The sequence below is a fragment of the Pedobacter anseongensis genome, assembly GCF_037482965.1.
Lineage (GTDB): Bacteria > Bacteroidota > Bacteroidia > Sphingobacteriales > Sphingobacteriaceae > Pedobacter > Pedobacter anseongensis.
The window spans coordinates 263218-289465 of sequence record NZ_JBBHKB010000001.1; the positions used below are offsets into that span (position 1 = coordinate 263218).

Genomic DNA, 26248 nt, shown 5'->3' on the forward strand with positions numbered 1-26248 from the left:
TTTCTTAAAAATCATAAACGTTTCAACCTTGCAACGTCTTAACCTTGTAACTAGTTAGTCTTTCCAACGCCATTCGCCAGCAATCTTTAGGGGCTCTTTTAAGTTTTGCGCTCTTAAGAAAGCTTCCAAATCGACTTCATTCTGTTTGCTTACTGGAATTTTTGGCGTATTTGCCAATGCGTAGGTCTGCATCGCAGAAAAACGAACGGTATTTTTCATTCCCTGCTCGTCTACCAATTTAAATAAGTCGCCATCTGAATGATAGTATGGACCAGAATTGTTTGGCAATCTTCCACCTGCCCCCCCTCCAGTAGTTATGCCTTCTAACATAAAGGGTTGATGATCACTGTGCAAACCAGCACCCGACTGGATTAAATTTCTATAAGAGGTATCGACTTTAGTTATCTGTTCTCCCCAACCTCTAAGCAGGGGTTCCATTTCTTTTCTTGTAGTTGAAAAACCCTTAGGATCATTTGTCATGTCGTAGTTTAACATGTAACTAATTTGATCTATTGTTTTGTCTTTTTTAGCCTGATCAACATAGGCTTTTGAACCTAATAATCCTTGTTCCTCGCCCATAAATAGTACAAACTCTACCGTTCTTTTGGTACTTAAGTTTAACGTTTTAAATGTACGTGCCATATCCATAATGGAGAAAGATCCTATCCCATTATCAATTGCACCAGTGGCTAAATCCCAGCTATCTAGGTGGCCGCCAACAACGATTTTCTCTTTTGGAAATTCCGTTCCTTTAAAAGTTGCAATAACATTACGCGCTTTTATTAGACCAGAAAAATTGGTCATTGTAATTGAAGCAATCTGATTACTGGCTTTTAATTTTTCTTTCAACTCCATACCGCTTTCTAATCCGATGCAAACAGCGGGAATTGGAATTAATTTACCCGTTACCGAAGCAGTTCCAGTTAATAATACACCATCTTTAACCGTATTTATAATAATTACACCAATTGCACCATTTTTTGTGGCGATTGCCGTTTTTTCAGAGCGATGCAATGAACGCGTTCCTTGTGGAGAACCGGGCAAAACACCAAGGTAAATTAATGCAATTTTACCTTTCACCTTATCACCTAACTCCCGATAGTCTGCTTCTAATCCATTGCCTACATCAATTAAGCTAGCCGTTACATTTGAAGTTACAGGAGAATGTGCCAAGGTTACTGCTTTTATTGGGAGTAAACTACCTGCAGAACTTCCAATTTTAACGGCGAGCGTTTTTCTATCCCAGCTTTCTACTTCAAACGGTTGATACTTAACGTCACATCCGTATGATTTAAGCAAATTGAATGCATATTCTTCCGCCTTAGCACCATTTTTCGAACCAGTTAAACGGTGACCGATGGTTAATGACGCATCTTTTAACGTGCTATATGCTTTAGAATTAGCCTGAACTTCAGTATTAATTTTTGTAAAAACTGATTCAAAATTATCTTGTGCGCTTGCAGATAAACAAAGGCTAGTGAGCGCTAATAAAAAGAAATTCTTCATTGTTGTTATTTTTTGCGTTAAAATAAGGTTTTTTTTGAAGATGATTACACAGATTTTGTGATTTCACTGATTAGTTACACTTTATGTGTTTTTTTAACCAAATAGAAACATAGCACACATAGGTATGTGGTTATAAACTTTAAGCCTTATGCGCTGTCTTCTTCGGAAACACCAACGACGCCACAATACTCGTCGTTAAAATAAAAAGAATTACCAATAGCGAGTGCTCAGTAGTGAAGCCCCATAACTTTAAATAATCATGCGCTAACATTTTAATTCCAATAAAGGTTAACAAAAATGCTAATCCCGTTTTTAGGTAATGGAACTTATGAATAATATTAACAAGTAAAAAGAACATCGATCGTAGTCCCATAATGGCAAAAATGTTTGAGAAAAACACGATATAAGCATCTTTGGTGACCGCAAAAATAGCCGGTATAGAATCTACCGCAAAAATGAGATCTGTAAACTCAACGATTAGCAGCACGAGGAATAATGGAGTGATCATTTTTCTTCCATCTACGCGATGAAAAAAATTTTTGCCTTCATATTTCGGGTGAATAGCAAAAAATTTAGAAGCTATCTTTACGATTTTATGATTTTCGGGGTCAATTTTATCGTCTTCATCCTTAGAAAAAAACATTTTTAAGCCGGTAAATATTAAGAATGCACCAAATACATATAATATCCAAGAGAATTGGTTGATTAAGGCTGCGCCAGCAAAAATAAAGATAAAACGCATCACAATAGCACCTAATATGCCCCAAAACAAAACACGGTGATAATATTTCTCAGGAACAGCGAATGCAGAGAAAATAAGCACAATTACAAAGATGTTATCAACAGAAAGCGCATACTCAATTACATAACCCGTTAAAAACTCTATTCCAAGATTTTGGTTATAAATCTTCAAGCTCTCTACAAAATTTCCAGGTATAAGTGTAATTTGATGCTGATGGGCTGCGACAACCCTTTCTAGCTGCACAAAATTTCGAATGCCATGAAGCTCCTGCCCTTCTAAAATCAATAAAAAATAAAAGCCAAGTGCAAGTAAAACCATGATAAAACTCATGATTCCTGCCTGCTTTAAACTTACAATCTTTTCAGTTTTACTGAATAAGCCCAAATCAAGTGCTAAAATCAGCACGATGAAAAGCAAAAAACCAGAAATAAATAAGAGTTCGTTCGACATTATTTTTTACGTTCGGTAGTGTATCTAACTAATTGTTCGAGACCATTTCTAGCTTCGCTTTCTTTAAATGTATACAATATATCGAATGCCTGTTGTTGATATTCGAGCATTTTTTGATTGGCATAATGAACACCTTCCCTAGCATTTACGAAATCGATGATCTCTTGTATTTTTTTGGGATCGTCTTGGTGATTTTTAACTAAGTTGATAATTCTCTTCCGTTCCGTTTTATTGACTCCATTTAAGGCATAAATTAATGGCAACGTAACTTTCTTTTCTTTAATATCAATACCCAATGGCTTACCCACGTCATCCGTTCCAAAATCGAAGGTATCGTCTTTAATTTGAAATGCTATACCCACTTTTTCGCCAAATAAGCGCATTTTTTCGATCGTTTCTTCATCAGCACCAGCTGAAGCAGCTCCACAGGCACAACAAGAGGCGATTAAAGATGCCGTTTTTTGTCGTATGACATCAAAATATAGGGCTTCGCTAATATCCATCCGTCTAACCTTTTCGATTTGCAACAATTCCCCTTCGCTCATTTGTTGTACAGCTTCTGACACAATCTTCAACAGCGCAAATTCTTTGTTGTTTACCGACAGTAATAAACCCTTAGCTAATAAAAAATCGCCCACTAAAACAGCAATTTTATTTTTCCATAGGGCATTAATAGAGAAAAAGCCTCTTCGTTCGTATGCATTGTCTACCACATCGTCGTGAACAAGTGTTGCAGTATGCAATAATTCTACCAATGCTGCGCCACGATGGGTAGATTCGATAATACCACCACACAGTTTAGCTGCAAAAAAAACAAACATTGGGCGCATTTGTTTACCCTTACTTTTAACGATATAATGAGTAATGCGATTAAGCAGTGGAGCATCGCTTTGCATCGAAGCTTTAAATTTAGCTTCAAATGCATCGATTTCGGCAGCGATAGGGAGTTTTATCTGATTTATTCCAGGCATTCAGCAAAAAATGTGTTTGCAAACTTAGGGATTAAAAGCGTATTTTTAATCAAATTATTAACGTGAAATCATTTGTTTTAACACTTATAGCATTGCTAACCATTTTGGTGGTGCTTTATTTTGTGGGGCCGAAACCAGCAAAACCAAATTACGCTACCAGGCTCCCCAAAGTTCCAGAACTTTTAAACTTGCCCAACTATGTTTCTTTGCAGGAAACTAAGTTTAAGGTGAAGCCTGGTAATGAAGCTGAAATTGTATGGGCTGATACTTCTAAAAAGGAGCAAACCGAATATGCAATCGTTTATTTACATGGCTTTTCGGCCTCGAAAGAAGAAGGAAATCCAGCGTATAGTTACCTTGCAAACGCGTTAAAAGCGAATATGTATTTGGCTCGTTTGGCCGATCACGGACTTGATACCATTGCGCCTATGGAATATTTCACAGCCGATCGTTTATGGGAAAGTGGCAAAGAAGCCTATGCTATTGGAAAAAAATTAGGCAAAAAGGTAATTTTAGTGGGTACCTCAACAGGTGGAAGTTTAGCGCTACAACTAGCTGCAACTTACCCAGAAGTGAATAGTTTAGTGTTGATGTCGCCCAATATCGCCATCAACGATAATAAAGCGTGGTTATTAAATAATCCATGGGGCTTACAAATTGCTAGAAAAGTAACCGGGAGTGATGAGCGAAAGGTTGACGGAAGAAGTCCGGCCTACAAAAAGTTCTGGTACACGAATTATAGGTTAGAATCGGTGGTACAGCTCGAAGAAATGTTAGAAAGTAGCATGACGACAGCACTTTTCAAAAAAGTAAAGCAACCTGTGCTGATGCTGTATTATTATAAAAGCGAAACGGAACAAGACCCGGTGGTAAAGGTAGATGCGATGTTAAAAATGTTTGATGAGTTGGGAACTCCAGCAAAAGACAAACAAAAAATTCCGATTCCGAAGGCAGGAAACCATGTTATTGGTTCAGCTATTACTTCAAAAGACATTGAGGGTGTTGAACATGCCATGGATGGATTTATTGCAGAGCGACTAAAAGATACAAAGATTCCTTAAACCTTCATTGCTTTAGTCGGACAAGCAAAATCTGTTCGTTTTAATCCCGTTTCTTTTAGGGCACTATAACCCCCTGCAACATCAATTACATTTTCGATACCACGGGCTTTTAATATGGATGCGGCAATCATTGAGCGATAGCCACCTGCGCAATGGATATAATAGGTCTCTTGCGGATTTAAATCAACAGTCCACTCGTTAATATAATCTAGGGGCCGGGTTAACGTATTTTCTAAATGCTCGGATTCATATTCTCCAGGCTTACGCACATCTAAGGCTTTGAGGTGCTCATCGGCCACTACGGCGGCCTCGAATTGAGCCGCTGATATAGAGCTGATCGTATCGATCTCTTTACCTGAGGCCTCCCATGCGGCAATACCGCCTTGCAGATAGCCAATCGTATTGTCGTAGCCTACTCGAGCTAAGCGCGTTATGGTTTCTTCTTCTTTGCCATCATCAGTAACCAAAAGAATTTCTTGTTTTAAATCGGTAATTAATGCACCCACCCAAGGGGCAAATTGACCATTTAAGCCAATGTTAATCGAGTTGGGGATAAACCCTTTTGCAAATACCTGAGGATCGCGAGTATCGAGCACTAAAGCGCCCGTTAAATTAGCCACATCTTCAAACGCTGCTGGATCAAATGCAATTAAGCCTTTTTTATACACATCGTCTATGCTTTCATAACCACCTTTATTCATGGCAACATTTTTAGCAAAATATTGTGGGGGCGGCAAAATTCCATCTGTTACTTCTTTTATGAACTGCTCTTTTGAACTTGCTTTTAACGCATAATTTACCACTTTTTGGTGGCCTAAGGTATCGAAAGTTTCTTTGCTCATACTTTTACCGCAAGCAGAGCCTGCGCCGTGGCCGGGATAAACAATCACATCATCGGCCAGTGGTTTAATTTTTTTTGCTAATGAATCATATAACAAACCCGCGAGATCATTCATCGTTAAATCTCCCTTTTGGGCTAAATCTGGCCTACCAACATCCCCAATAAATAGTGTATCACCACTGAAAATACAATACGCTTTACCATTTTCGTCATTTAATAAATAAGTGGTCGATTCTAAGGTATGTCCGGGTGTATGTAGTGCAATAAGCGTAAGTTTTCCTATTTTAAATTGCTCGCCATCTGTAGCGATATGGGCTTTAAAATTAGTCTGGGCTGTTGGCCCATAAACTATAGTTGCTCCCGATTTTTCGGCTAAATCGATATGTCCCGAAACGAAATCGGCATGAAAATGAGTTTCAAATATATATTTAATGATTGCTCCGTTGTGTTCAGCCTTATTTAAATAGGGCGTTACTTCACGCAATGGATCAATAATTGCAGCCTCTCCCTCACTCTCTATGTAGTAAGCCGCCTCTGCTAAGCATCCCGTATATATTTGTTCAATTTTCATATTATGGGTATTGAGTACAAGCCGCCTGCCAGATGGGCAGGTATCAAGACTAGGTTAAACAGTACAAAAATAAGAGTTAATCTATAAAAATGATGTGAGCTTCATCATAATATTGTTTTTTTATCTGTATCCCCTCTCTATTTGCAATACCAGCTTCTCAAATTTTCCTAATTTGTAAGTTCCCCGGCAATCGAAACTTCCATTAAGTGTTTAATTTCTTCAATGGATAAATCCTGACCCATTAAGAACATCAACTTTGTAACAGTGGCTTCGAAGGTCATATCATAACCACTTACAACTCCCATTTCTTGGAGCTTCTTACTGGTTTCATATACCCCTAAGTGCACCGACCCCCCTTTACACTGAGAAATATCGATAATAATTTTGCCTTGTGTGATAGCATTTTCTAAACAGTTAATAAACCAGGTTGCTGTAGTGGTATTTCCAGAGCCAAAAGCTTCGAGAATAATGGCATCTACCTTCGAATCGGTAATGGCCTTAACGGCTGATTCAGTTATACCGGGATACATTTTTAAAACCCCAATATTGGAGTTTAAGTGGGTATGTATGGAAAATTCTTTATCTGAACAAGGCAGGATATAGTTATTGTAAAAAGATAAATTTACCCCTGCTTCTGCTAAAATCGAATAATTGGGGGATTGAAACGCTTCAAATTTTTCTGAGTTGTATTTAATTGATCGGTTACCCCTAAATAATTGATAATCGAAGTAAATGCAAACTTCTGGCACCATGGCCTGATCACCATTTTTTGTTGCTGCAATTTCTAAAGCGGTAATTAAATTTTCTTTAGCATCAGTTCTAATCTCACCAATCGGTAATTGAGAGCCTGTAAGCACGACGGGTTTGGCCAAATTTTGTAACATAAAACTCAGGGCAGATGCGGTAAAGGACATGGTATCAGATCCATGCAGAATCACAAAACCATCGAAATCATCGTATTTGGCCTCAATTAAAGTGGCAAGCTCTGCCCATATTTCAGGATTCATATTTGAGGAATCTAAAATAGGTTTAAAAGAATGAACTGATAGTTGATAGTCTAACCTCGCTAATTCAGGTACATTTTCTTTGATTTGTGAAAAATCGAAAGGAATTAAGCTTCCTGTTTTAGAATCGTTTACCATTCCGATGGTACCGCCCGTGTAGATGATGAGAATTTTTGTCATTTGGTTAACACAAAGATAAATGGTTTTGTTATCTTATTTCTTCAAAAAATACTGGAATGCGCTTTTTTTTTAACTTGAAATTCCTCTTTAACCAATTTAAAATATAAGCATTCCTTATAAACGCTCTCTAATAAGCCAGGTAATAATGCTATATGAACTTGAATAGCTAACCCTATAATTTCTTTTGTTAACAAATCTTCTATCATGTCGACAAGCTACAAAAAAATTCTATCTAACTGAAAAACAAATAGTTAACTAATTAAAAGCTTAAAAATTGACACTCATTATTCTCTGCGTAAAACTCTGTGCCCTCTGTGGTAAAAAATATATCAATATTTAAATCCCAAACACCTTCCTCGAGTTCTCCGTAGTAACTTCAGCCACGTCTTCAACACTTATCCCATAAATATCCGCTACTTTTTGAGCGATATGAACAAGGTAACTACTTTCGTTTGGCTTACCTCGAAAAGGAACAGGTGCCAAATAAGGCGAATCCGTTTCGAGCACAACATGTTCTATAGAAATCTCTTTTAAAACTAAATCAAGTCCCGCCTTTTTATACGTAATTACCCCCCCAATACCCAAGTAAAAATTCAAATCAATCGCTCTTTTAGCTTGCTCCAAATTTCCTGTAAAGCAATGAAAAATGCCTCTTAATTTTTCGTCCTTTACCGAGTCTAAAACCTCAAAAACCTCCTCAAATGCTTCACGGCAGTGGATAACAATCGGCAACGCCAAAGCTTTTGCCCAGGCAATTTGTTGCTTAAATGCATCCTGTTGAATTTGCAATGTAGTTTTGTCCCAATACAAATCGATACCGATTTCGCCAATTGCATAAATTTTACGATCGGCTATACTTTTATAAATCGCGGCCAGCTGAGTGATATAATCTTCCTTTACATCACAGGGATGTAAACCTGACATCGCATAGCAATTTTCGGGATAGCGATTTACCAAATTATCAATCATTTCGATCGATTTCACATCTACATTAGGCAAAAAAAGTCGTTCAACACTATTAACAAAGCAACGTTCCATTAATTGCCCCTGCTTTTGGGCATCTGTTTCGTAATAAAGATGAGTATGCGTATCGGTTAAAATCATATACAAAAGTAACGAAAAGGGCATAAAAAAACCCCGATGTAATTCGGGGTCTTAGCTATTTTTATCTTCTTTTATTTTACTACTGCTCCGGGCGCTACTGGTGCAGGTGGTGTGGTAGCAACTCCTTTTTTAATATCCTTAAGTTCAATATCAAACACTAGAGGTGCATATGGAGGGATTGGACCACCACCCTGTTCGCCATAACCCAACTTAGAAGGCATAATAACGGTGATTTTACCGCCTTTAGCAATGAGTTGTAAAGCTTCAACAAAACCTTTTGCAATGCCTTCACCTAATGGAATTGCAGCTGGGCCAAATTGTTTCATGGGGTTAGGTGTCATGTGTTCTTTCGCTACTTTCTCAATGCTTGTATCGAAAACATTCATTTTGTCTCCATTAGCTTTCCCAAAGGTTAACTGACCAACATAATCAACCATTGCAGTATCGCCCATAACGGGCTTCGGACCGGTTCCAGGTTCCGTAATCACATATTGTAGGCCACTAGCTGTAGTCGTTACTTTAAGGTTATGGTCTTCTACATATTTCTTCATTTTACCAGCTTCTGCAGCTTTCTTCTTATCCATGGTAGCCTTTAAATCGGCCATGTAAAATTCATTTGCTCTTTTTTGGAATAACGAATCAGCCTCATTTGGTTTTTTAGGCAACACCTTTTGAATTTTTATGGTGTACGTTAAATATTTTTGGTCTTTAAATTCTTCTGGACGGGGTTGTTTGTTGTAAAACACCATCGTATCGATATTTATTTTAAACGTAACACTATCGCCTTCTCCAAACAAAGTTAATACATCGTTCATATCTCCAGCATATGCTTTTTTACCAACAGGGAAAAACCGCGATTGGTCGTGATCATAGGTTGCATCAAGAACAGAATCTTTATCATTTTTTTGGATAAAATCTATTTTGATGAAATCACCTTCCTTAATTTTTGCATTACCAGCATCCTTATGAACGGTATACAGCAACCCTCCTTTACCTTTTTGTTCTTTGTTACATGCAGCTAAAGCAATTGATGCTGCGAAAAGAATTATTAAACCTTTTTTCATTACTATTTATTTTTCTATTTGATTTTATGTTTCTATTTATTACCTATTTCTTTGTTACTGGACCGGGAAAAGCACCTGGAGGAGGGGGAGCAAGCATTCCTCTTTTAATGTCTTTAATTTCGATATCGAAAACAATTGGATTATTGGGAGGGATTGGTCCACCACCCTCTTCTCCATAGCCTAAATTATACGGTAAAATCGCTGTAATTTTACCTCCTTTAGCAATTAACTGCAACGCTTCTACAAATCCTTTAGCAATCCCTTCAGATAATGGAATTGGTGTTGGGCCATATTTTTTCATCGGATTTGGCGGCATATTCTCTTTCGCAACTTTCTCTATGCTTGTATCGAAAATGTTCAATTTTCCACTCACTTTCTTATAGGTTAACTGGCCTGTATAATCTACCAATGCTGTATCGCCCATCATCGGTTTTGGACCAGTACCAGGCTCTTGAATTACGTATTGCAAACCGCTTGGTGATGTGGTTACCTTAAGGTTATTATCTTCAGCATACTTTTTCATCCTTGCGCTTTGAATCTTTCTTTTCATTTCAATAGTAGCTTTCATATCTGCATCATAAAATGCCTGTGCTCTCTTTTGAAAGACCGAGTCAACTTCATTTGGTTTCTTAGGTAATACTTTTTGAATTTTCACCGAATACACTAAGTACTTTTGATCTTTAAGTTCTGCAGGACGAGGTTGCTTACTATAGAAAACCAGCGTATCAATGTTTATCTTAAATGTTAAGCTATCTCCTTCACCAAAAAGCGTTAACACATCGCTCATATCTCCCTGGTAATTTCGTTTACCTACTGGGAAATATCTGGATATATCGTGATCGTATGTTGCATCTATAATAGAATCTCTATCATTCATTTGGATATAGTCTATTTTAACAAAATCACCTTCTTTAATTTTTGCCTTTCCGGCATCCTTATGAAGGGTATACAACAGGCCGCCTTTGCCTTTTTGCTCTTTACTGCAGGCAGCAAGAATTGCCGAGGCAGCTAAAAGAATTACTAAACTTTTCTTCATTATACTATTAATTTATTCTCTATATTTTTATTGTAATAATTGTGTTTTATACTCTGGCAATATCGATTTAAATGTATCGATGGTTCGCGCTAAATCCGTTTCAGAAACTCCTCCAGCAGCATTCCTATGCCCTCCTCCTTCAAAATATTTTTTACATATTTCATTTGCTGGAAAATCGCCAGTAGAACGCAAAGATAATTTAACTTTATCAGTTCTTTCAATAATAAATGCAGCGAGCTTTATTCCGTTAATCGAGAGCGCATAATTCACTATTCCTTCGGTATCTCCCGTTGCAATATCATAATTTTTTAGCTCATTTGCATCAACAGAAATAATGGCCGTATTAAACTCTCTTAAGATTTCAAGTTTATTAGATAGACAGTGTCCTAAAAAACGTAATCTATTTTCTGAAGCATTATCGTATACCAACTGATGAATACGCCAGTGCTCTGCACCTAAATCGATTAAATCTGCGCCAATACGATACACTAAAGAGGTTGCCGACGGAAATCGAAACGACCCAGAATCGGTCATAATTCCTGTATATAAACAAGTAGCCACATCTTTATTGATTAATGTAGCATCATTAAGTTCATTTACAATAAAATCGTATACCAACTGCGCTGCTGCACAAGCATTAATATTCCAATGCCTAAAGTCATCAAAATCTTCGGGTTCTAAATGATGATCGATCATCACTTTTATAGCATTTGAAGCACGAATATGTTCTCCAAGTTGATTAATTCTACTCAACGTATTAAAATCTAGGCAAAATATCACCGCAGCTTCATTCACCAATTGCTGTGATTTATCAACCGCCTCTGTAAAAATAACAACATCCGAATTATTGGGCAACCAATGCAAAAAATCGGGATAATCGGTTGGGGTAATTACCGTAACATGATGGCCCTTTTGAATTAAATAGGCATATAAACCCAAAGAAGAGCCCATTGCATCTCCATCTGGCTTATGATGGGTTGTAATTACAATCTTTTGTGGCGTAGCCAATATTGTTTTTAATTCGCTTAAGGATACCATAATTTTAGCCTGCAAAGCTACAAATTTTAGCCTTAATTGGTAGCTTTTATTAATGAAGCTATAATTTTAATGATATAAAGTGTATTTTTGCAAAAAAAATGACTTAAAATAGTATGGCTACAAATAGAACATTTACCATGATAAAGCCTGATGCGGTTGCAAATGGCCACATTGGTTCGATTATTAACGACATTACAAATGCAGGATTTAAAATCATTGCATTAAAATACACCAAACTAACAGCTGAAACGGCTGGCGATTTTTATGCAGTTCACAAAGCGCGTCCTTTTTATGGAGATTTAGTTAGCTTTATGTCTTCTGGACCAATTGTGGCGGCTATTCTAGAAAAAGAAAATGCAATTGAAGATTTTAGAACCTTAATTGGCGCTACCAATCCAGCAGAAGCAGCTGAGGGAACTATCCGCCAGAAATATGCTAAATCTATTGATGCAAATGCGGTTCATGGATCTGATTCTGACGAAAATGCACAAATCGAAGGCGATTTTTTCTTTACTGCTGCTGAGCGCTTCTAGCTCATTGGGATCTTTAGTTCATAAAGAGTCATTTCGCTTATCGGAATGACTTTTTTATTTACACATTTTATTATCTTTCGACCTTAAACTTAATTTTATAATGAAGAATTTATATGTAGCCGCCTTAATTTCCCTAATCGGATTTTCTGCAAATGCGCAAACCCCTGCTAAAAATACTACACCCGCTAAAAAAACGGTTATTGCTTCAACAAAAAAACCGCTTCCTAAACCTGTTATTAAACCCATAGTCTTTAAAACCAAACTCGATTCGGCTAGCTATGCCTTAGGCATAAATGTAGCAAGCAGCTTCAAATCTGGAGGTTTAAAAACGATTAACTACGACCTTTTAACTAAAGGGATGAAAGACGCTTTTTCTGGGGTTAATCCAACATTAACCCAGCAGCAATGTCAAGAAGCCATTCAAACACTTTTCGAAAGCTTTAGTAAGGAACGTGAAGAAATGGCCAAAAAGAACGAAGAATTAGAGAAACAAAAAAATATGCCAACCATTAAAGCGGGAGAGGCATTTTTAGCGCAAAATAAAACGAAGCCAAACATTAAAACTACAGCAAGTGGCTTACAATACGAAGTGTTGATGCCCGGTACTGGTGCTAAACCTGTAGCTAGCGATCAAGTTACGGTTAATTATAAAGGCACGTTATTAAGTGGCTTAGAATTCGACAGTTCGTACAAACGCGGCGAGCCGATTACTTTTGGTTTAAGTGAAGTTATCGCTGGGTGGACAGAAGGTGTGCAATTAATGCAGGAAGGTGCAAAATATCGTTTTTTTATTCCTTATAATTTAGCGTACGGTGGTAGAGAAGCCGGAGAAATCCCTCCTTTTAGCACGTTGATCTTTGAAGTCGAGCTGATTAAAGTTGGCGGTAAACCTTAAAAAATTAAAACATTAACGATTTAGGTTTGTTCTAAGAAAAATCAAACTTAAATCGTTTTTTATGAGAAGATATATTCCATTATCATTGGTTGCACTTGTTTGCTCTGTATTAACCAGCTGCGAATTAATTGGCGACATTTTTAAGGCAGGGATGTGGACGGGGGTAATTGTAGTTGTACTCGTTATTGCCTTGGTAATTTGGTTGGTTTCGAAAGTTTTTGGAGGTAAAGGGTAGTTAGTGCGTGTTAATCCTACAAAAACACAATCTCCGTAATCACTTCAGAGCCGGCTCTTTCGTTCAATTTCTGAATAATACCTGTTCTCACCATCAATAATTCATTTTTAATCACAGAAGATTCTATCCTAACGAAAAGTTTCTTCTGTGCTACATAAATCTGTGTAGTTCGATTGGCAACTGCTGTACCCATGAGTTCTGGCCAGTGGGCCACTACACCGGTTTCGTCGTATTTACCACGTAAACGGTACACCGATAACATCTTTGTGATGGCATCTTTTAGGCTAATATCGTTCGGTTTACGCATGTTTAATTACCCCACTTTCTACTTCAAATAAAGTTACCTCAACGTTAATGGCATTAAAAATAGATAATACTCTTTCTTTACCGGTATCGGTGATGAAAATTTGCCCAAAATCGTGATGCGAAACCATTTCCATCAATTTATGCACACGCAAGTCGTCTAACTTATCAAAAATATCATCCAGCAACAAAACCGGCTTAAATCCTTTAAATTTTTGAAGATAAGCATATTGCGCCAATTTTAAGGCAATTAAGAACGATTTCTGCTGTCCCTGCGAGCCAAAACGTTTCAATGGCATTTCTGATATGGTAAAAATCAGATCGTCTTTATGGATCCCCGTTGTTGTTCGTTCTACAATTCGATCACGCTCAATAGTGTTGGTTAACAGTTGTTCGAAAGCCTGGTCATTTAATTGCGATTGGTAGGTTAAGGCAACCATTTCGGCATCATCCGTAAGGAAACGATAATAGGTATTAAAAAGGGGAATAAACTCTGCCATAAATTGCTTCCGCTTTTCGAAAATTTTATCGCCCGAGTTAACAAGTTGGGCATCAAAAATTTCAAGCAAAGAAACATCTAACTTCCTGGTTAAGGCAACTTGTTTTAAAAGTGCATTGCGGTTTAAGAGATGTTTATTATAGGTAATGAGCTCATCTAAATAATTAGAATCGGTTTGCGAAATTACATTATCGATAAAACGGCGACGCTCTTCGCTCCCATCCATAATAATATTTACATCGTATGGAGAAATCATCACCAAAGGAAAAAGCCCAATATGATTAGCTAGTTTATCGTATTCTTTCTTGTTTCTTTTGAATTGCTTTTTCTGATTACGTTTTAAGCCACAAGTAATTTTTTCATTTTTTTCTTTACGCTCAAAATCGCCCTGAACTAAAAAAAGATCTTCATTGCTTTTTATTTGGTGACTATCTATCGGATTAAAATAACCCTTACAAAGGCATAAATAGTGAATTGCATCCAATAGGTTGGTTTTCCCAGCCCCATTATTCCCTACAAAAACGTTTACCGTTTTTGAAAAGCTAAGTTCTGCAGTAGCGTAATTTTTAAAGTTAAGAAGGGTGATGTTTTTTAGCCACATAATTCGATTTCAAATATAAGTTTTTCAGACCGTATTGAGATGTGAGTATTGCGTATTGAGGCATTTTCCATAGCATGTACACGTTAAAGCAGCCAATCACAGTATACTATACTGCATACCCTATACTAATAATTATCAAATACTTAAAAAAGGGGTTGATACTTCCGTTGAAAAACGTATTTTTGCAATCTCAATTTTTAAACCGAACGTATAATAGATTAAATACATGTCTACAAAAGATAAAACAGTAACACCACCTGTGAAAAAAAATTCTTTCGTTGAAGAGAATGGCAAAAGTTTGCTTTTTATAGCAGCTGCAATAGTTGTTTTGGGTGCAATTGCACTTTATTATTTTGCCTCTTACTTGCCTGGCCGGGCAAATGAGGCTGCTGCTCAAATGTTTAAAGCAGAGCAATATGTAGGTGTAGATTCGTTAGCTAACAAAGCAATTGATGGCGAAGGTGGTTATCCGGGATTAGCAAAAATTGCTGAAGAATATGATAATACTAAGTCTGCAAACTTAGCTAACCTTTATCTAGGCGGTATTTATTTACGTAAAGGCGAATATAAAAAAGCAACAGAAGCATTAGGAAAATATACGGCAACAGGAAGTCCAGTAGCCGATCCATTAGCATTAGGTTTATTGGGTGATGCCTATAGCGAGTTAAAAGACTATAAGCAAGCAGCAACTTATTATCAAAAGGCTGCAGATAAAGCGAGCAATAAATTTACTTCGCCAATGTTCCTTAAAAAGCTAGGCTTGGTAAACGAAAACCTTAAAGATTTTAAGGCAGCTGAAGAAGCGTATACTAAAATCAAAACGCAATTCCCTGAGAGCCAAGAAGCTGCTATGATCGATGCCTATATCGCTCGTGCACAAGGCCAAATCAAATAATTTGCTAATTAGTAGCAAATTAGTAAATTAATCTATGGCATCGCACTTAAAAAATCTTTCAGACTTTTCGCATACCACCATTCCAAATGGTCATGCTTTTAAAATAGCAATTGTAGTGGCCGAATGGAATGCGAAAATTACTGGAGCATTGTACCAAGGAGCCTTACAAACTTTATTAAAGCACGGGGTTAAAGAAGAAAATATCATCACGGCTGCTGTTCCAGGAAGTTTTGAACTTACGGTAGCTGCAGAAATTTTATTAACCAAACAAAGCCATCTTGATGCGGTAATTTGTTTAGGCTGTGTAATCCAAGGCGACACCAAGCATTTCGACTTTATCTGTGATGCAGTAGCAAATGGCATTACAAATGTTGGCATTAAACATAGTAAACCCGTTATTTTCGGCGTGCTTACCACAAATGATGAACAACAAGCCCTGGATAGAGCAGGAGGTAAACATGGGAATAAAGGCGATGAAGCTGCGATAACTGCGCTCAAAATGGCAGATTTTTCAGCAACAATTTAAAGACATATTTGTTATTCATCAGTTGATAAAAATATTTATTAGTACATTAGGGGCTTAACTTTTATACAAATGAAGAAAATTGCTATTCTATTATTAGTTGTATTTTGTGCAATTATCGTTCTAGAATCATGCTCATCTCGTCTTTGTCCCGCCTATAGTACGTACCCAGAGGGAAAAAGAAAGAGACCGTAAAATGCAATGGATTAACCTTAGTGATTTAGCACAGCTAAATGCCATCAAAAACGATGAGAATTATAACCTCATTTTTAAACACAGCACACGTTGTTCCATAAGTTTAATGGTAAAAAAGCGCTTCGAGCTAGACTGGGATGCTTTACCAGAAGGAATTAACCTTTATTTTTTAGATTTAATTAGTAACCGAGATATTTCTGCAGCGGTAGCCGAAGTATTTCAAGTGCATCACGAATCGCCACAGCTTTTACTCATTAAAAATGGCGAATGTGTTCTAGACGCTTCACATGGTGATATTTCGGCAGAAGAAGTAGTAGAAATGGTAAAAGGCTAAAACCCAAACGTAATATTCTGCTTAATATCGGGATGTAGGCTATAGGCTACCGGACAAGTTTTTGCCGATCGTTCGATAATTTCTTTCTCCTTTTCGCTATAATTAGTTGAGGGAAATTGGAGGTTTACGATAATTTCGGTTACGCGGCGAGGATTTTCGCCCATAATTTTTGTGATTTCGGCAGTAGTGCCATCTATGTTAAACCCATGGGTTCTCGCTGCAATACCTACAATCGTTAACATACAATTTCCCAATGAAGTTGCTAATAAGTCGGTCGGAGAAAATGCCTCTCCTTTTCCTTGATTATCTATTGGTGCATCGGTGATAATTTGTACGCCCGATTTTAAATGAACAGAATTCGTTCTTAAATCGCCAGTGTACGTGATTTTTGAAGTTGCCATGTTGTAAAATTTAAGTCAAAATTAGTAATTTTTATGCGTATTTTGATAGGAGTATTGCGTATTTAGATATGATTCAAAATCAAAAAGTTTCCTAGTACACTCCAACTCAATACGCAATAATCATTACGCCATACTATTTACATTCCTAATTCGTAACTTTGTAATATGATTGAACTTCCTGTAGTTGCAGCCGTTACAGATAAACCTCGTAAACCCGATTGGTTAAGAGTAAAATTACCTGTTGGAAAAGAATATGCACAGGTACGCAGTTTGGTTGACACCCATAAATTACATACCATTTGCGAAAGTGGAAATTGCCCTAATATGGGCGAATGCTGGGGTGCTGGTACTGCTACTTTTATGATTTTAGGTAACATTTGTACGCGTTCTTGCTCTTTTTGTGCGGTTGCGACTGGCCGACCATTAGCAGTTGATGTGGATGAGCCCAATCGTATCGCCAGTTCGGTAAAACTGATGAATGTAAAACATTGTGTAATTACTTCAGTAGATCGCGACGATTTAAAAGATGGCGGCTCTATTATTTGGGCCGAAACCCTGCAAGCAATTAGAAGAGAAAGTCCAGATACTACTTTAGAAACCTTAATTCCAGATTTTAAAGGCCAATGGGATAATTTATATCGGGTTTTGGAAGAGCGCCCAGAAGTAATGTCTCATAATGTTGAAACGGTAAAACGGTTAACTAAACAAGTTCGTATCCAAGCCAAATACGATCGCAGTTTGGAAGCGCTGAAAAGAATTTCTGAATTTGGGCTAAGAACCAAAACTGGCATTATGCTTGGCCTAGGCGAAACAGAAAGTGATGTTTTAGAAGCAATAGACGATTTAGTAGAAAATGGGGTTCATATCTTAACCTTAGGGCAATATTTGCAGCCAACAAAAAACCATCATCCGGTGGTAGATTGGATACATCCCGATCAATTTGCGAAATACAAAGAAATCGGCTTAGCAAAAGGATTGAGATATGTAGAGAGCGGCCCGCTAGTTCGTTCCTCATACCATGCAGAAAAACATTTATTTGATTTTTAGAGCCTGAGGTTGTATCTTTTATTAAAAGTATTTTTATCATAATTTGATTGTATATTAGCAGTCTTGGCACCAACAAAGAAAATATCTCTATCTGAAGAAGAATTGGTTAATGCACTGAAGAGGCAAGAAACCATTGCTATTAAGGCCCTGTACGATATGTACTCTGGTGCTTTGCTTGGTGTAATATCGAGGATTGTAATTCATACAGAAGTTGCGGAAGATCTTTTACAAGAAACTTTCTTAAAAATCTGGAATTCTGCTTCGAGTTATGATTCTTCAAAAGGGCGGTTATTTACATGGATGATGAATGTGGCACGTAATCTATCGATAGACAAGTTGAGGTCTAAAGATTTTAAAAACGCTACCAAAAACCAAGACTTGGAAAATAACGTAGATTTCATTGACGAGCAAAAGAAGGTAGTTTTTAATGCAGATACTTTAGGGTTAAAAGAGTTGGTAACCAACCTGAAACCCGAATTTAAAAGCGTGTTAGATATGGTCTATTTTAAGGGCTATACGCATGTTGAGGCTGCAGAAGAATTAAACTTACCTTTGGGCACTGTAAAAACCCGTGTTCGAATGGCAATTTTAGAATTAAGGAAAAATTTTAATTGAGGTGGAAGAAGCAAAAGCATATATCGAATCAGGCATACTTGAACTTTATGTTCTAGGGCAGTTATCTGCAATAGAATGTAGTGAAGTAGAAGAAATGGCCAGCAAACATCCTGAGGTAAAAGCAGAGATATTAGCGATTGAGCTTGCTTTAGAAACCTATGCTATCCAAAATGCAATTGAACCAGCTGCCAAAACAGAAGAAAAATTATTTGCAGCGCTAAGCCCTAAAGAAACCGAACAAATAGTAACTGATACGAAAATTATTTCTTTATACGATAATGCTAATGATGGTAAAGTAAGAAGATTGCGTTATGCCTTGGTTGCTTGTAGCATTTTATTAGCCATAAGCTTAGGCGCTTTATTTTCTGCCCATAAAGAGCTTAAAGATGCTAACTTCCAAATTGCAAATTTAAGTTCAGATAAAGAGAAATTTGCAAGCACGGCTTCTAAATTAGAGTTTGAGAATGCAGGAATGGAAAATAGAATTGCCATGACAGAAACTGATGAGTGGACTACCGTTAAACTCTCAGGTGTTAAAAATTCTCCGAAAGCTAAGATGTTGGTGTACTGGAATAAAACCAATAAAAATATACTCATTAACTATTCGGCAATGGAGTTGCCTAAAACAGATCAATCGCACGAATATCAATTATGGGCCTTAGTGGATGGAAAACCCGTTAGTTTAGGTGTATTTACCAGTAATGAAAGCGCTAAAGAAGCGGTTCTACAAATGGAAACTATAGAAAAAGCTCAAGCATTTGCAGTTACCATCGAGCCAAATGGTGGAAGTGCAAATCCTACCATGGAAAAAATGGTAGTGATGGGAGCTATATAGTGCAAAGTCTTAAGTCCAAAGTGCTAAGTCTTGAGTCAGAATTCGGCCACTAACTTTTTCATTATTTTTGCTATCCTCTTCGCAACTTGCGATGCACCTACTGTAAACCTTTTCTCAGCCAATTCATCACCTGCTTTACCGTGCACATAAACCGCTAATGTTGCCGCATCCGTTGCTGAATACGATTGTGCTAACAAACCTACCATTATTCCCGTGAGCACATCGCCCATCCCTCCCGACGCCATGCTGGGATTGCCCGTTTGATTAATACATACTTCACCTGTGGGTAAGCACACAAAGGTGTATTGATTTTTAAGTACAATGATTAATTTTCTTTGTTTAGCATGTTTTCTCGCCGTTTCTACACGGTCCCACCAGCTTTGATGTTCGCCAAAAAGTAGATCGAATTCTTTTACATGTGGGGTTAAAATCGTTTGCCAAGGTAATTTGTCTAGTAAATCTTTTCGTTTCGCTAACATATTAAGCGCATCTGCATCAATAACCATCGGTTTTTTCAGCTCGATCAATTTCGAAAACAATGCTTCATTTTCTTCTTCTATTCCAAAACCAGGGCCAATTGCAATGCTCGTAAATTTCTCAAAAACTTCGATCGCTAAATATTCAGTCCTAGGCAAGGCCATCACCTCCGGTAACGTGCTATTAAGTGCAATTAGTCCACCAGAAGGAAGGCAAAGTGTTGTTAAGCCCGATCCCGCATATAAACACGCTCTTGCGGCTAATAAAGCAGCGCCCATGGTACTGGTATTTCCGGCCACAATTAAAGCGTGACCGTAAGTGCCTTTATGCGTAAAATTCTTTCTTTGTCGAATACTTGGTTTTACTATTAATTTCCAATCAGCCTTTGCATTCTCCAAATAATCTTCATCCAATCCAATATCCACCACTACAAACCGATCAAATGCAGCGATTGATTCTGGAAAGAAAAAATTGATTTTCGGGCGTTGAAAACAAATCACCAAATCGGCCTTAATGCCTTTATAGTTTCTATCAATCAAGCCCTCCCCAGGAAAACCGGTGGGTACATCAACTGAAAGTATGGTTTTGTGCAGTGCATTCAATTTACTAGCCAATTCGACATATTTACCTGTAAATGGCTTATTTAACCCTGAACCTAAAATGGCATCAATAATTAAATCTACATCCTTATTTTCGAATTGCTCAGCCGCTGTGATTACAATTGGCTTAAGTTTAGTTTTTGCAAGTCGTGCTAAATTTTCAGTGTAGTCTTTACTTTGTCGAGTGCCGAAATTGATTAAGAACACTGAAATGTTTTCGTATTCTTCGTTATGCAACAAACGTGCAATGGCCAGTCCATCTCCGCCGTTATTTCCATTTCCACATAAAATTGAAATCTGCTTCTCCTTATCAGGAAACTTCTTCTTAAAGAATTTTACAAATGCCTTAGCCGCATGTTCCATTAAGTCGACTGACGAGATTTCTTGCTGTTTAATGGTGTACGCATCTGCATCATGCATTTGAGTAGCAGTTAATAAATTTTTCATAGCATCTCAACAAAATTGAAACCTTAAACTTCAAAAAAATAAATGAAATGATTCAGCTACCTTTATTAGTTTACTCTGCTTGTTCAAGCCTAAAATCTTTGATGTTATTCTCTGTTAATTGAGATTTATGACCTTTGGAAAATTGATAAAGTTGATTAAGATCTAACAAGGTAAATGGCAGCTGTAAAACAATATAAAGTTAACAAATCAAGATTAAAAACTAGAATGGTTTTATCAACAAATTCTCCGTATAAATTCTTCTCATCGAAGCATAAAATAATGTACTTTTAAAATATGCATGCAGAGGTAGACGTTTTAATTATAGGTGGCGGACTAGCGGGTTTAACTGCAGCACTTCATTTACAGAAAAGCGGGCTGCAAGTTACCTTAATAGAAAAAAATTCTTTTCCTAGCCATAAAGTTTGTGGCGAGTACATTTCTAACGAGGTTTTGCCGTATTTAAAATGGCTTGATGTTGCTATCGAAACCTTACATCCGAACGCTATTAACCAGCTGCACTTTACAACAGCTAATAACAAAAGTATAGTCTCAAAATTACCCCTTGGTGGTTTCGGAGTTAGCAGATATGAATTAGACCATTTCCTTTATAAAGAATTAATTAAGCGAGGAGTTAATGTTTTAGAAGATACCGTAACAAGCATTGCGTTCGATAATGATAAATTTATGGTTACCCTACTTTTAGGTAATGTGTTAACCGCTCATCATGTTATGGGTGCCTATGGGAAACGTTCGGCGATTGACATGAAGCTAAATCGGTCATTTATCCAAAAAAAATCTCCTTTTTTAGCAGTTAAAGGGCATTACAGAGGTAATTTTTCAAAAAATGTAGTTGCAATACACCATTTCAAGGGCGGATATTGTGGGGTTTCTAAAGTGGAAAATGATAAAATAAACATTTGTTATTTAGCAGACTACAGCTCTTTTCAACTGTACAAAAACATTGCTAGTTATCAAGAAAATGTTCTTTACCAGAATAAGAATTTAGAAAGTATATTCGAACAATGTACTCCACTATTCGAAGAACCATTGGTAATTAGTCAGCTTTTTTTTGGAGAAAAGCAAAAAGTAGAAAATCATATGCTTATGATTGGAGATAGCGCCGGACTTATTCATCCGCTTTGTGGAAACGGCATGGCGATGGCTATTCACAGTGCCAAAATAGCATCAGAACTACTGGTAGCATTTAAAAGAGGCATCCTTACCTCTAGAGGAGCACTCGAACAAACCTATATTAGCTATTGGAATAATGAATTTAAGACAAGGTTAAGGATGGGCAGTCTACTATCTACCCTGTTAAGAAAAGAAAGGCTCTCAAATATTGTACTAACGGGGTTAACACATTTTCCAACGTTAATGGGCCAAATGATTAAATACACACACGGAAAACCGATATTAAATGATGTGGATAAATACAACGCATAGAAGCAATGCGCCAGAAACGATGGACGATTTCGATATGGAGGGCGAAATATTAAGAGATGCTTTAGATAAAATTGCAAAAATTAATCAGTTATTAGGGGGAAATAAAATTACCATCGATGGCGTAAAATTATTGCTTAAAGACAAACCAAAACAAGCACAAATACGTATTATCGATGTAGGGTGTGGCAATGGAGACATGCTAAGAGCCTTGGCCAATTATGGGATTAAAAATGGAATGAATTTTTCGCTCCTTGGAATCGATGCAAACAATTTTACGATAGCCTATGCCAAGAAGTTATCAATAGGCTATCCAAATATTAGTTATACATGCAAAGATATATTTGAAGATTTAAGTGTTGATTGCGATATTATGTTATGTACATTAACACTTCACCATTTTAAGGATAAAGAAATAATACAACTATTATCAAACATTAAGCAACAAGCAAAGGTTGGTATAGTAATTAACGATTTACATAGAAGTGCGTTGGCCTACTATTTATTTAAAGCACTTTGTTTTGTATTTAACTTAAATGAAATGTCTAGAGAAGATGGTCTGATTTCGATACTTAGAGGGTTTAAAAAAGGCGATTTACTTGCCTACACTAAGGCATTGGAAGCAAAGCTCTTCTCTGTAAAATGGAAGTGGGCTTTCCGTTACCAATGGATTATTAAAATAGAATGAGCGTAAGGATAAAAACAGCAACTAAGACATTGCCAAAATTTTCGAGGTCCACTGCCGAAATTATTCCCTTTTTTAAAGCATGGCTGCACGGACAAGATGAGCGATTTGTACGGAAAGTTATAAAAATTGTAGAAAATGCTGCAGTAGACAGACGTTACTCTTTTTTATCGCCAGAAGAAGTATTTAGTGAGCTAACTTTTGAAGAAAGAAATGACATCTATTGTAGAGAAGGAATTAAATATGGAGCAGCGTGTTTAACTTCCGCCCTAGAAAAAGCAAACTGGAAACCTGAAGATTTAGATTACATTGTTACGGTAAGCTGCACGGGAATAATGATTCCATCATTAGATGCCTATTTAATTAACGAATTAAACCTCAGGCAAGACATTGTAAGGCTACCTGTTACAGAAATGGGTTGCGCAGCGGGGGTTTCGGGGATCATCTATGCCAAGAGCTTTTTAAAATCTAACCCAGGTAAAAGAGCTGCCGTAATTGCTGTAGAATCGCCAACTGCAACGTTTCAACTCAATGATTATTCGATGGCAAATATTGTTAGTGCTGCTATTTTTGGTGATGGCGCAGCCTGTGTGCTGCTGAGTGCTAATGATGATGATCAGGGCCCTGAAATAATCGATGAAGAAATGTATCATTTTTTCGAAGCTACGCACATGATGGGTTTTAAAATGGGCAATACCGGATTGCAAATGGTTTTAGATCCAGATGTACCCGAAACCATAGCTTTAAATTTTCCTGCTATTATTCATCCATTTTTAGCTAAAAATAATCTAGGAATAAAGGATATTGACCATTTGATTTTTCATCCAGGTGGGAAGAAAATCGTTCAACTTGTAGAAGAATTATTTTCTGATTTAGGAAAAAATATTGATGATACCAAAGAAGTTTTACGGTTATATGGAAACATGTCTAGCGCCACCATTTTATACGTTTTAGAAAAATTCTTAGATTCAAATCCTAAAGGTGGAGAAAAAGGATTAATGTTAAGCTTTGGCCCTGGTTTCTCTGCACAACGGGTTTTATTGCAATGGTAATATGGAAAAGTTGAACAATCGTGTAGTGATTACTGGATTAGGTGTGGTGGCGCCAAATGGAATTAATCTTACCGACTTCACTTATGCCATTAAAAATGGTATCTCCGGAATCAAACATAGCCAGCAATTGGCGGCATTAAATTTTTCTTGCCAGATTTCTGGCGAACCCACATTAACCGAAGCACACATTTCGAAATACTTTTCTGCGCTCGAACTCAAAAATTTAAATAGCACTGGTATTGTATATGGCGTAATTGCAGGTTTAGATGCATGGAAAGATGCAGGCCTCGAGATTGCGACAACTGAACCTGATTGGGAACGCGGTACCATTTTTGGTGCTGGAACTTCGGGTCTCGAAAAATTTAAAGCCGGAGCAGAAATGATCGACCTTGGTTTAGTAAGAAAGATTGGAAGTGGAACGGTTATACAGACCATGGCAAGCGGCATAAGTGCATTCATAAGTGGAAAATTAGGTTTAGGAAATCAGGTTAGCACCAATTCTTCGGCCTGCACTACCGGAACAGAGAGCATTCTAATGGCCTATGAGCGCATAAAAAATGGTTACGCATCGATTATGTTAGCCGGAAGTACGAGCGATAGCGGTCCGTATATCTGGGGAGGATTTGATGCCATAAAGGTGTGTACCTATAAGCATAATTCAGAACCAGAAAAAGGGAGCAGACCCATGAGCGCCACTGCGAGTGGCTTTGTACCGAGTGCGGGAGCGGGCGCATTGGTTTTAGAATCGCTTGAAAATGCGCTTAACAGAGGTGCGAAAATTTATGCCGAAGTTTTAGGAGGAAATCTTAATTCTGGCGGACAACTTGGACTAGGATCAATGACTGCACCCAATCCCATTGCAGTGCAAAGATGTATAACCCAGGCGATCGCGAACGCAGGAATTAAGGCCGATGCCATTGATACAATTAATGGGCATTTAACTGCCACTTCAAAAGATGCTTTAGAAATCGAAAATTGGGCAACAGCATTAAATCGGTTTGGAGACGACTTTCCTTTTATAAATTCGATTAAAAGTATGATTGGTCATTCTTTGAGTGCAACAGGAAGTATTGAGTGTATAGCTTCAGTTCTGCAATTAGAAGGCGGATTTATTTTCCCCAATATTAACTGTGAAGATTTGCACCCAGAAATTGAAAAAATAATAAGTAGAAATTCTATTCCAACTGCATTAATCCATAAGCCAATCTCTATCTTAGCAAAAGCGAATTTTGGCTTCGGTGATGTAAATGCCTGCATCATCTTTAAAAAATATACCGGTGAATAACGACAAGCTAATTGATAAATTAAAAGAAATTATAACTCCGTATGCTGAAAACAAAGCGGCGTTAGCCACTATTTCTGAAGAAACAGATTTTCTAGCCGACTTAAAAATCAACTCCGCCAATCTGGTAGATGTGGTTTTAGATATTGAAGAGAAATTTGGAATTGAAATCGATAATGACTCGATGGAGAAAATGCTTACGGTAAAAGCAACTATTGCTATCATTAAAGAAAAGCTGGCCAATAATGCTGGGGAATGATATTGTCGATTTAAAAAGTGCGCAAGCTCAAAGTAATTGGAGAAGAAAAGGGTATTTAGCCAAAATCTTTACTGCCGAAGAGCAAGAACACATAGGTAGGGCAACTCATCCAGATCAAATGATTTGGTTGTTATGGAGCATGAAAGAGTCTACTTACAAAATCACCAATAGAGCGTGTTTACAACGATTTTATAGTCCAACAAAATTTTCGTGTCAACTTAGTGGCGCCGATGGCCTTGTGCATTTTAAAGGTCGAAAATATTATACAAAAAGTGTAATTAATGACGATTTAATACACACTATAGCATCTTCAAAAAAGGAAAAGCTGAAGGATATTAAAACGTATTATTCAGCAAACAAAACTGAATATGCTTTAGAATTTAACAGTAAATTCCCTGCCTATTTTCTAGAAAAGGATATAAACGGGATTCCCAATCTTATCAATAAATTAAATGGGGAAAGTTGTCTTGCCTCAATTTCGCACCATGGAAAGTATGTAGCAATTGTTTACATGCTTTAGTCTTCATA

The 26248-nt window shown here is 37.2% G+C and carries 30 protein-coding genes; 16 read left to right on the plus strand and 14 right to left on the minus strand.

What is annotated here, in order from left to right:
- Window positions 1-54: 54 nt before the first annotated feature.
- The 3 genes from WG904_RS01275 to WG904_RS01285 form a co-directional block, all read right to left on the minus strand.
- Window positions 55-1506 carry a M28 family peptidase gene (locus WG904_RS01275; RefSeq protein ID WP_339577477.1) on the minus strand — a complete coding sequence of 484 codons (1452 nt, stop codon included), beginning with the start codon at window positions 1504-1506 and terminating at the stop codon, window positions 55-57.
- 139 nt (window positions 1507-1645) lie between these two features.
- Window positions 1646-2698, minus strand: a complete 1053-nt coding sequence (locus WG904_RS01280) for a TerC family protein (RefSeq protein WP_339577478.1) — start codon at window positions 2696-2698, stop codon at window positions 1646-1648.
- Window positions 2698-3669: a polyprenyl synthetase family protein gene (locus WG904_RS01285; RefSeq protein ID WP_339577479.1), complete on the minus strand. Its 972-nt coding sequence runs from the start codon at window positions 3667-3669 to the stop codon at window positions 2698-2700. The genes WG904_RS01280 and WG904_RS01285 overlap by 1 nt, the downstream gene beginning before the upstream one ends.
- 62 nt (window positions 3670-3731) lie before the next feature.
- Here WG904_RS01285 and WG904_RS01290 point away from each other — a divergent pair, with 62 nt between their 5' ends.
- Window positions 3732-4730 carry an alpha/beta hydrolase gene (locus WG904_RS01290; RefSeq protein WP_339577480.1) on the plus strand — a complete coding sequence of 333 codons (999 nt, stop codon included), beginning with the start codon at window positions 3732-3734 and terminating at the stop codon, window positions 4728-4730.
- Here the strand turns inward: WG904_RS01290 and WG904_RS01295 are convergent.
- From WG904_RS01295 to WG904_RS01325, 7 genes are all read right to left on the minus strand, one after another.
- Window positions 4727-6142, minus strand: coding sequence for an MBL fold metallo-hydrolase (locus WG904_RS01295; protein ID WP_339577481.1), 1416 nt, complete (start codon window positions 6140-6142; stop codon window positions 4727-4729). The two genes, WG904_RS01290 and WG904_RS01295, sit on opposite strands and share 4 nt — an antisense overlap.
- A gap of 167 nt (window positions 6143-6309) precedes the next feature.
- Window positions 6310-7326 (minus strand): asparaginase, encoded by a 1017-nt coding sequence (locus WG904_RS01300; RefSeq protein WP_339577482.1) that lies wholly within the window; start codon window positions 7324-7326, stop codon window positions 6310-6312.
- Window positions 7327-7367: 41 nt separating this feature from the next.
- The gene (locus tag WG904_RS01305; RefSeq protein WP_339577483.1) at window positions 7368-7532 is read right to left on the minus strand and encodes a GxxExxY protein; all 165 of its coding nucleotides are present in this window, start codon (window positions 7530-7532) and stop codon (window positions 7368-7370) included.
- Window positions 7533-7662: 130 nt separating this feature from the next.
- The gene (locus WG904_RS01310) at window positions 7663-8430 is read right to left on the minus strand and encodes a TatD family hydrolase (protein WP_339577484.1); all 768 of its coding nucleotides are present in this window, start codon (window positions 8428-8430) and stop codon (window positions 7663-7665) included.
- A gap of 71 nt (window positions 8431-8501) precedes the next feature.
- Complete coding sequence (locus WG904_RS01315) at window positions 8502-9494, minus strand: FKBP-type peptidyl-prolyl cis-trans isomerase (RefSeq protein ID WP_339577485.1); 993 nt, start codon at window positions 9492-9494, stop codon at window positions 8502-8504.
- Between the two features lie 43 nt (window positions 9495-9537).
- Entirely contained in the window at window positions 9538-10530 is a 993-nt protein-coding gene (locus tag WG904_RS01320; RefSeq protein ID WP_339577486.1) for an FKBP-type peptidyl-prolyl cis-trans isomerase, read from the minus strand.
- A 27-nt stretch (window positions 10531-10557) separates the two neighbouring features.
- Window positions 10558-11568 (minus strand): DHH family phosphoesterase, encoded by a 1011-nt coding sequence (locus tag WG904_RS01325; RefSeq protein ID WP_339578605.1) that lies wholly within the window; start codon window positions 11566-11568, stop codon window positions 10558-10560.
- A 113-nt stretch (window positions 11569-11681) separates the two neighbouring features.
- Here WG904_RS01325 and WG904_RS01330 point away from each other — a divergent pair, with 113 nt between their 5' ends.
- The 3 genes from WG904_RS01330 to WG904_RS01340 all read left to right on the plus strand — a co-directional run bounded on the left by WG904_RS01330 (window position 11682) and on the right by WG904_RS01340 (window position 13231).
- Complete coding sequence (locus WG904_RS01330) at window positions 11682-12101, plus strand: nucleoside-diphosphate kinase (RefSeq protein WP_339577487.1); 420 nt, start codon at window positions 11682-11684, stop codon at window positions 12099-12101.
- Window positions 12102-12201: 100 nt separating this feature from the next.
- Window positions 12202-12996, plus strand: coding sequence for a BamJ family beta-barrel-assembly machinery protein (gene bamJ, locus WG904_RS01335; protein WP_339577488.1), 795 nt, complete (start codon window positions 12202-12204; stop codon window positions 12994-12996).
- Between the two features lie 61 nt (window positions 12997-13057).
- Window positions 13058-13231 carry a hypothetical protein gene (locus tag WG904_RS01340; protein ID WP_339577489.1) on the plus strand — a complete coding sequence of 58 codons (174 nt, stop codon included), beginning with the start codon at window positions 13058-13060 and terminating at the stop codon, window positions 13229-13231.
- A gap of 16 nt (window positions 13232-13247) precedes the next feature.
- Here WG904_RS01340 and WG904_RS01345 read toward each other — a convergent pair whose 3' ends face one another.
- Window positions 13248-13538 carry a DciA family protein gene (locus tag WG904_RS01345; protein WP_339577490.1) on the minus strand — a complete coding sequence of 97 codons (291 nt, stop codon included), beginning with the start codon at window positions 13536-13538 and terminating at the stop codon, window positions 13248-13250.
- Entirely contained in the window at window positions 13531-14634 is a 1104-nt protein-coding gene (recF, locus tag WG904_RS01350; RefSeq protein ID WP_339577491.1) for a DNA replication/repair protein RecF, read from the minus strand. Before recF ends, WG904_RS01345 begins: the two co-directional genes overlap by 8 nt.
- 226 nt (window positions 14635-14860) lie before the next feature.
- Here recF and WG904_RS01355 point away from each other — a divergent pair, with 226 nt between their 5' ends.
- From WG904_RS01355 to ytxJ, 3 genes are all read left to right on the plus strand, one after another.
- A complete protein-coding gene (locus WG904_RS01355; RefSeq protein WP_339577492.1) occupies window positions 14861-15529 on the plus strand; it encodes a tetratricopeptide repeat protein in 669 nt (222 codons plus the stop codon).
- A 34-nt stretch (window positions 15530-15563) separates the two neighbouring features.
- The gene (ribH, locus tag WG904_RS01360) at window positions 15564-16055 is read left to right on the plus strand and encodes a 6,7-dimethyl-8-ribityllumazine synthase (RefSeq protein ID WP_339577493.1); all 492 of its coding nucleotides are present in this window, start codon (window positions 15564-15566) and stop codon (window positions 16053-16055) included.
- A gap of 193 nt (window positions 16056-16248) precedes the next feature.
- The gene (gene ytxJ / locus WG904_RS01365) at window positions 16249-16581 is read left to right on the plus strand and encodes a bacillithiol system redox-active protein YtxJ (protein ID WP_339577494.1); all 333 of its coding nucleotides are present in this window, start codon (window positions 16249-16251) and stop codon (window positions 16579-16581) included.
- Here ytxJ and WG904_RS01370 read toward each other — a convergent pair.
- Window positions 16578-16982, minus strand: coding sequence for an OsmC family protein (locus WG904_RS01370; RefSeq protein ID WP_339577495.1), 405 nt, complete (start codon window positions 16980-16982; stop codon window positions 16578-16580). The two genes, ytxJ and WG904_RS01370, sit on opposite strands and share 4 nt — an antisense overlap.
- A 165-nt stretch (window positions 16983-17147) precedes the next feature.
- Between WG904_RS01370 and lipA the strand changes: the two genes are divergently transcribed.
- The 3 genes from lipA (at window position 17148) to WG904_RS01385 (ending at window position 19479) form a co-directional block, all read left to right on the plus strand.
- The gene (lipA, locus tag WG904_RS01375) at window positions 17148-18029 is read left to right on the plus strand and encodes a lipoyl synthase (RefSeq protein WP_339577496.1); all 882 of its coding nucleotides are present in this window, start codon (window positions 17148-17150) and stop codon (window positions 18027-18029) included.
- A gap of 63 nt (window positions 18030-18092) precedes the next feature.
- Window positions 18093-18644, plus strand: a complete 552-nt coding sequence (locus WG904_RS01380) for an RNA polymerase sigma factor (RefSeq protein WP_339577497.1) — start codon at window positions 18093-18095, stop codon at window positions 18642-18644.
- Between the two features lies 1 nt (window position 18645).
- Window positions 18646-19479: an anti-sigma factor gene (locus WG904_RS01385; protein ID WP_339577498.1), complete on the plus strand. Its 834-nt coding sequence runs from the start codon at window positions 18646-18648 to the stop codon at window positions 19477-19479.
- Between the two features lie 35 nt (window positions 19480-19514).
- On the opposite strand, the gene WG904_RS01390 is transcribed toward WG904_RS01385, so the two are convergent.
- Complete coding sequence (locus WG904_RS01390; RefSeq protein ID WP_339577499.1) at window positions 19515-21002, minus strand: NAD(P)H-hydrate dehydratase; 1488 nt, start codon at window positions 21000-21002, stop codon at window positions 19515-19517.
- Between the two features lie 294 nt (window positions 21003-21296).
- On the opposite strand from WG904_RS01390, the gene WG904_RS01395 reads away from it, so the two are divergent.
- From WG904_RS01395 to WG904_RS01420, 6 genes are read left to right on the plus strand one after another with little or no spacing between them, the layout of a single operon-like run.
- Window positions 21297-22445, plus strand: a complete 1149-nt coding sequence (locus WG904_RS01395; RefSeq protein ID WP_339577500.1) for an NAD(P)/FAD-dependent oxidoreductase — start codon at window positions 21297-21299, stop codon at window positions 22443-22445.
- Window positions 22420-23130, plus strand: a complete 711-nt coding sequence (locus WG904_RS01400; RefSeq protein ID WP_339577501.1) for a methyltransferase domain-containing protein — start codon at window positions 22420-22422, stop codon at window positions 23128-23130. The genes WG904_RS01395 and WG904_RS01400 overlap by 26 nt, the downstream gene beginning before the upstream one ends.
- Complete coding sequence (locus WG904_RS01405) at window positions 23127-24179, plus strand: type III polyketide synthase (protein WP_339577502.1); 1053 nt, start codon at window positions 23127-23129, stop codon at window positions 24177-24179. Before WG904_RS01400 ends, WG904_RS01405 begins: the two co-directional genes overlap by 4 nt.
- 1 nt (window position 24180) lies before the next feature.
- On the plus strand, window positions 24181-25464 hold the full coding sequence (locus WG904_RS01410; protein WP_339577503.1) for a beta-ketoacyl-[acyl-carrier-protein] synthase family protein: 1284 nt from the start codon (window positions 24181-24183) through the stop codon (window positions 25462-25464).
- The gene (locus WG904_RS01415; RefSeq protein WP_339577504.1) at window positions 25457-25720 is read left to right on the plus strand and encodes an acyl carrier protein; all 264 of its coding nucleotides are present in this window, start codon (window positions 25457-25459) and stop codon (window positions 25718-25720) included. The genes WG904_RS01410 and WG904_RS01415 overlap by 8 nt, the downstream gene beginning before the upstream one ends.
- Window positions 25707-26240 carry a 4'-phosphopantetheinyl transferase family protein gene (locus WG904_RS01420; protein ID WP_339577505.1) on the plus strand — a complete coding sequence of 178 codons (534 nt, stop codon included), beginning with the start codon at window positions 25707-25709 and terminating at the stop codon, window positions 26238-26240. The genes WG904_RS01415 and WG904_RS01420 overlap by 14 nt, the downstream gene beginning before the upstream one ends.
- The last annotated feature ends 8 nt before the right edge of the window (window positions 26241-26248 follow it).

Coding starts and splice junctions, on each gene's coding strand:
- WG904_RS01285 (WP_339577479.1), bottom strand. CDS start 3,669: ATGCCTGGAATAAATCAGATAAAACTCCCTATCGCTGCCGAAATCGAT.
- WG904_RS01420 (WP_339577505.1), top strand. CDS start 25,707: ATGCTGGGGAATGATATTGTCGATTTAAAAAGTGCGCAAGCTCAAAGT.
- WG904_RS01400 (WP_339577501.1), top strand. CDS start 22,420: ATGATGTGGATAAATACAACGCATAGAAGCAATGCGCCAGAAACGATG.
- WG904_RS01325 (WP_339578605.1), bottom strand. CDS start 11,568: ATGGTATCCTTAAGCGAATTAAAAACAATATTGGCTACGCCACAAAAG.
- WG904_RS01305 (WP_339577483.1), bottom strand. CDS start 7,532: ATGATAGAAGATTTGTTAACAAAAGAAATTATAGGGTTAGCTATTCAA.
- WG904_RS01295 (WP_339577481.1), bottom strand. CDS start 6,142: ATGAAAATTGAACAAATATATACGGGATGCTTAGCAGAGGCGGCTTAC.
- WG904_RS01395 (WP_339577500.1), top strand. CDS start 21,297: ATGCATGCAGAGGTAGACGTTTTAATTATAGGTGGCGGACTAGCGGGT.
- lipA (WP_339577496.1), top strand. CDS start 17,148: ATGATTGAACTTCCTGTAGTTGCAGCCGTTACAGATAAACCTCGTAAA.
- ribH (WP_339577493.1), top strand. CDS start 15,564: ATGGCATCGCACTTAAAAAATCTTTCAGACTTTTCGCATACCACCATT.
- WG904_RS01300 (WP_339577482.1), bottom strand. CDS start 7,326: ATGACAAAAATTCTCATCATCTACACGGGCGGTACCATCGGAATGGTA.
- WG904_RS01410 (WP_339577503.1), top strand. CDS start 24,181: ATGGAAAAGTTGAACAATCGTGTAGTGATTACTGGATTAGGTGTGGTG.
- WG904_RS01315 (WP_339577485.1), bottom strand. CDS start 9,494: ATGAAAAAAGGTTTAATAATTCTTTTCGCAGCATCAATTGCTTTAGCT.
- bamJ (WP_339577488.1), top strand. CDS start 12,202: ATGAAGAATTTATATGTAGCCGCCTTAATTTCCCTAATCGGATTTTCT.
- WG904_RS01310 (WP_339577484.1), bottom strand. CDS start 8,430: ATGATTTTAACCGATACGCATACTCATCTTTATTACGAAACAGATGCC.
- WG904_RS01275 (WP_339577477.1), bottom strand. CDS start 1,506: ATGAAGAATTTCTTTTTATTAGCGCTCACTAGCCTTTGTTTATCTGCA.
- WG904_RS01320 (WP_339577486.1), bottom strand. CDS start 10,530: ATGAAGAAAAGTTTAGTAATTCTTTTAGCTGCCTCGGCAATTCTTGCT.
- ytxJ (WP_339577494.1), top strand. CDS start 16,249: ATGCAATGGATTAACCTTAGTGATTTAGCACAGCTAAATGCCATCAAA.
- WG904_RS01390 (WP_339577499.1), bottom strand. CDS start 21,002: ATGAAAAATTTATTAACTGCTACTCAAATGCATGATGCAGATGCGTAC.
- WG904_RS01405 (WP_339577502.1), top strand. CDS start 23,127: ATGAGCGTAAGGATAAAAACAGCAACTAAGACATTGCCAAAATTTTCG.
- WG904_RS01280 (WP_339577478.1), bottom strand. CDS start 2,698: ATGTCGAACGAACTCTTATTTATTTCTGGTTTTTTGCTTTTCATCGTG.
- recF (WP_339577491.1), bottom strand. CDS start 14,634: ATGTGGCTAAAAAACATCACCCTTCTTAACTTTAAAAATTACGCTACT.
- WG904_RS01355 (WP_339577492.1), top strand. CDS start 14,861: ATGTCTACAAAAGATAAAACAGTAACACCACCTGTGAAAAAAAATTCT.
- WG904_RS01345 (WP_339577490.1), bottom strand. CDS start 13,538: ATGCGTAAACCGAACGATATTAGCCTAAAAGATGCCATCACAAAGATG.
- WG904_RS01330 (WP_339577487.1), top strand. CDS start 11,682: ATGGCTACAAATAGAACATTTACCATGATAAAGCCTGATGCGGTTGCA.
- WG904_RS01340 (WP_339577489.1), top strand. CDS start 13,058: ATGAGAAGATATATTCCATTATCATTGGTTGCACTTGTTTGCTCTGTA.
- WG904_RS01370 (WP_339577495.1), bottom strand. CDS start 16,982: ATGGCAACTTCAAAAATCACGTACACTGGCGATTTAAGAACGAATTCT.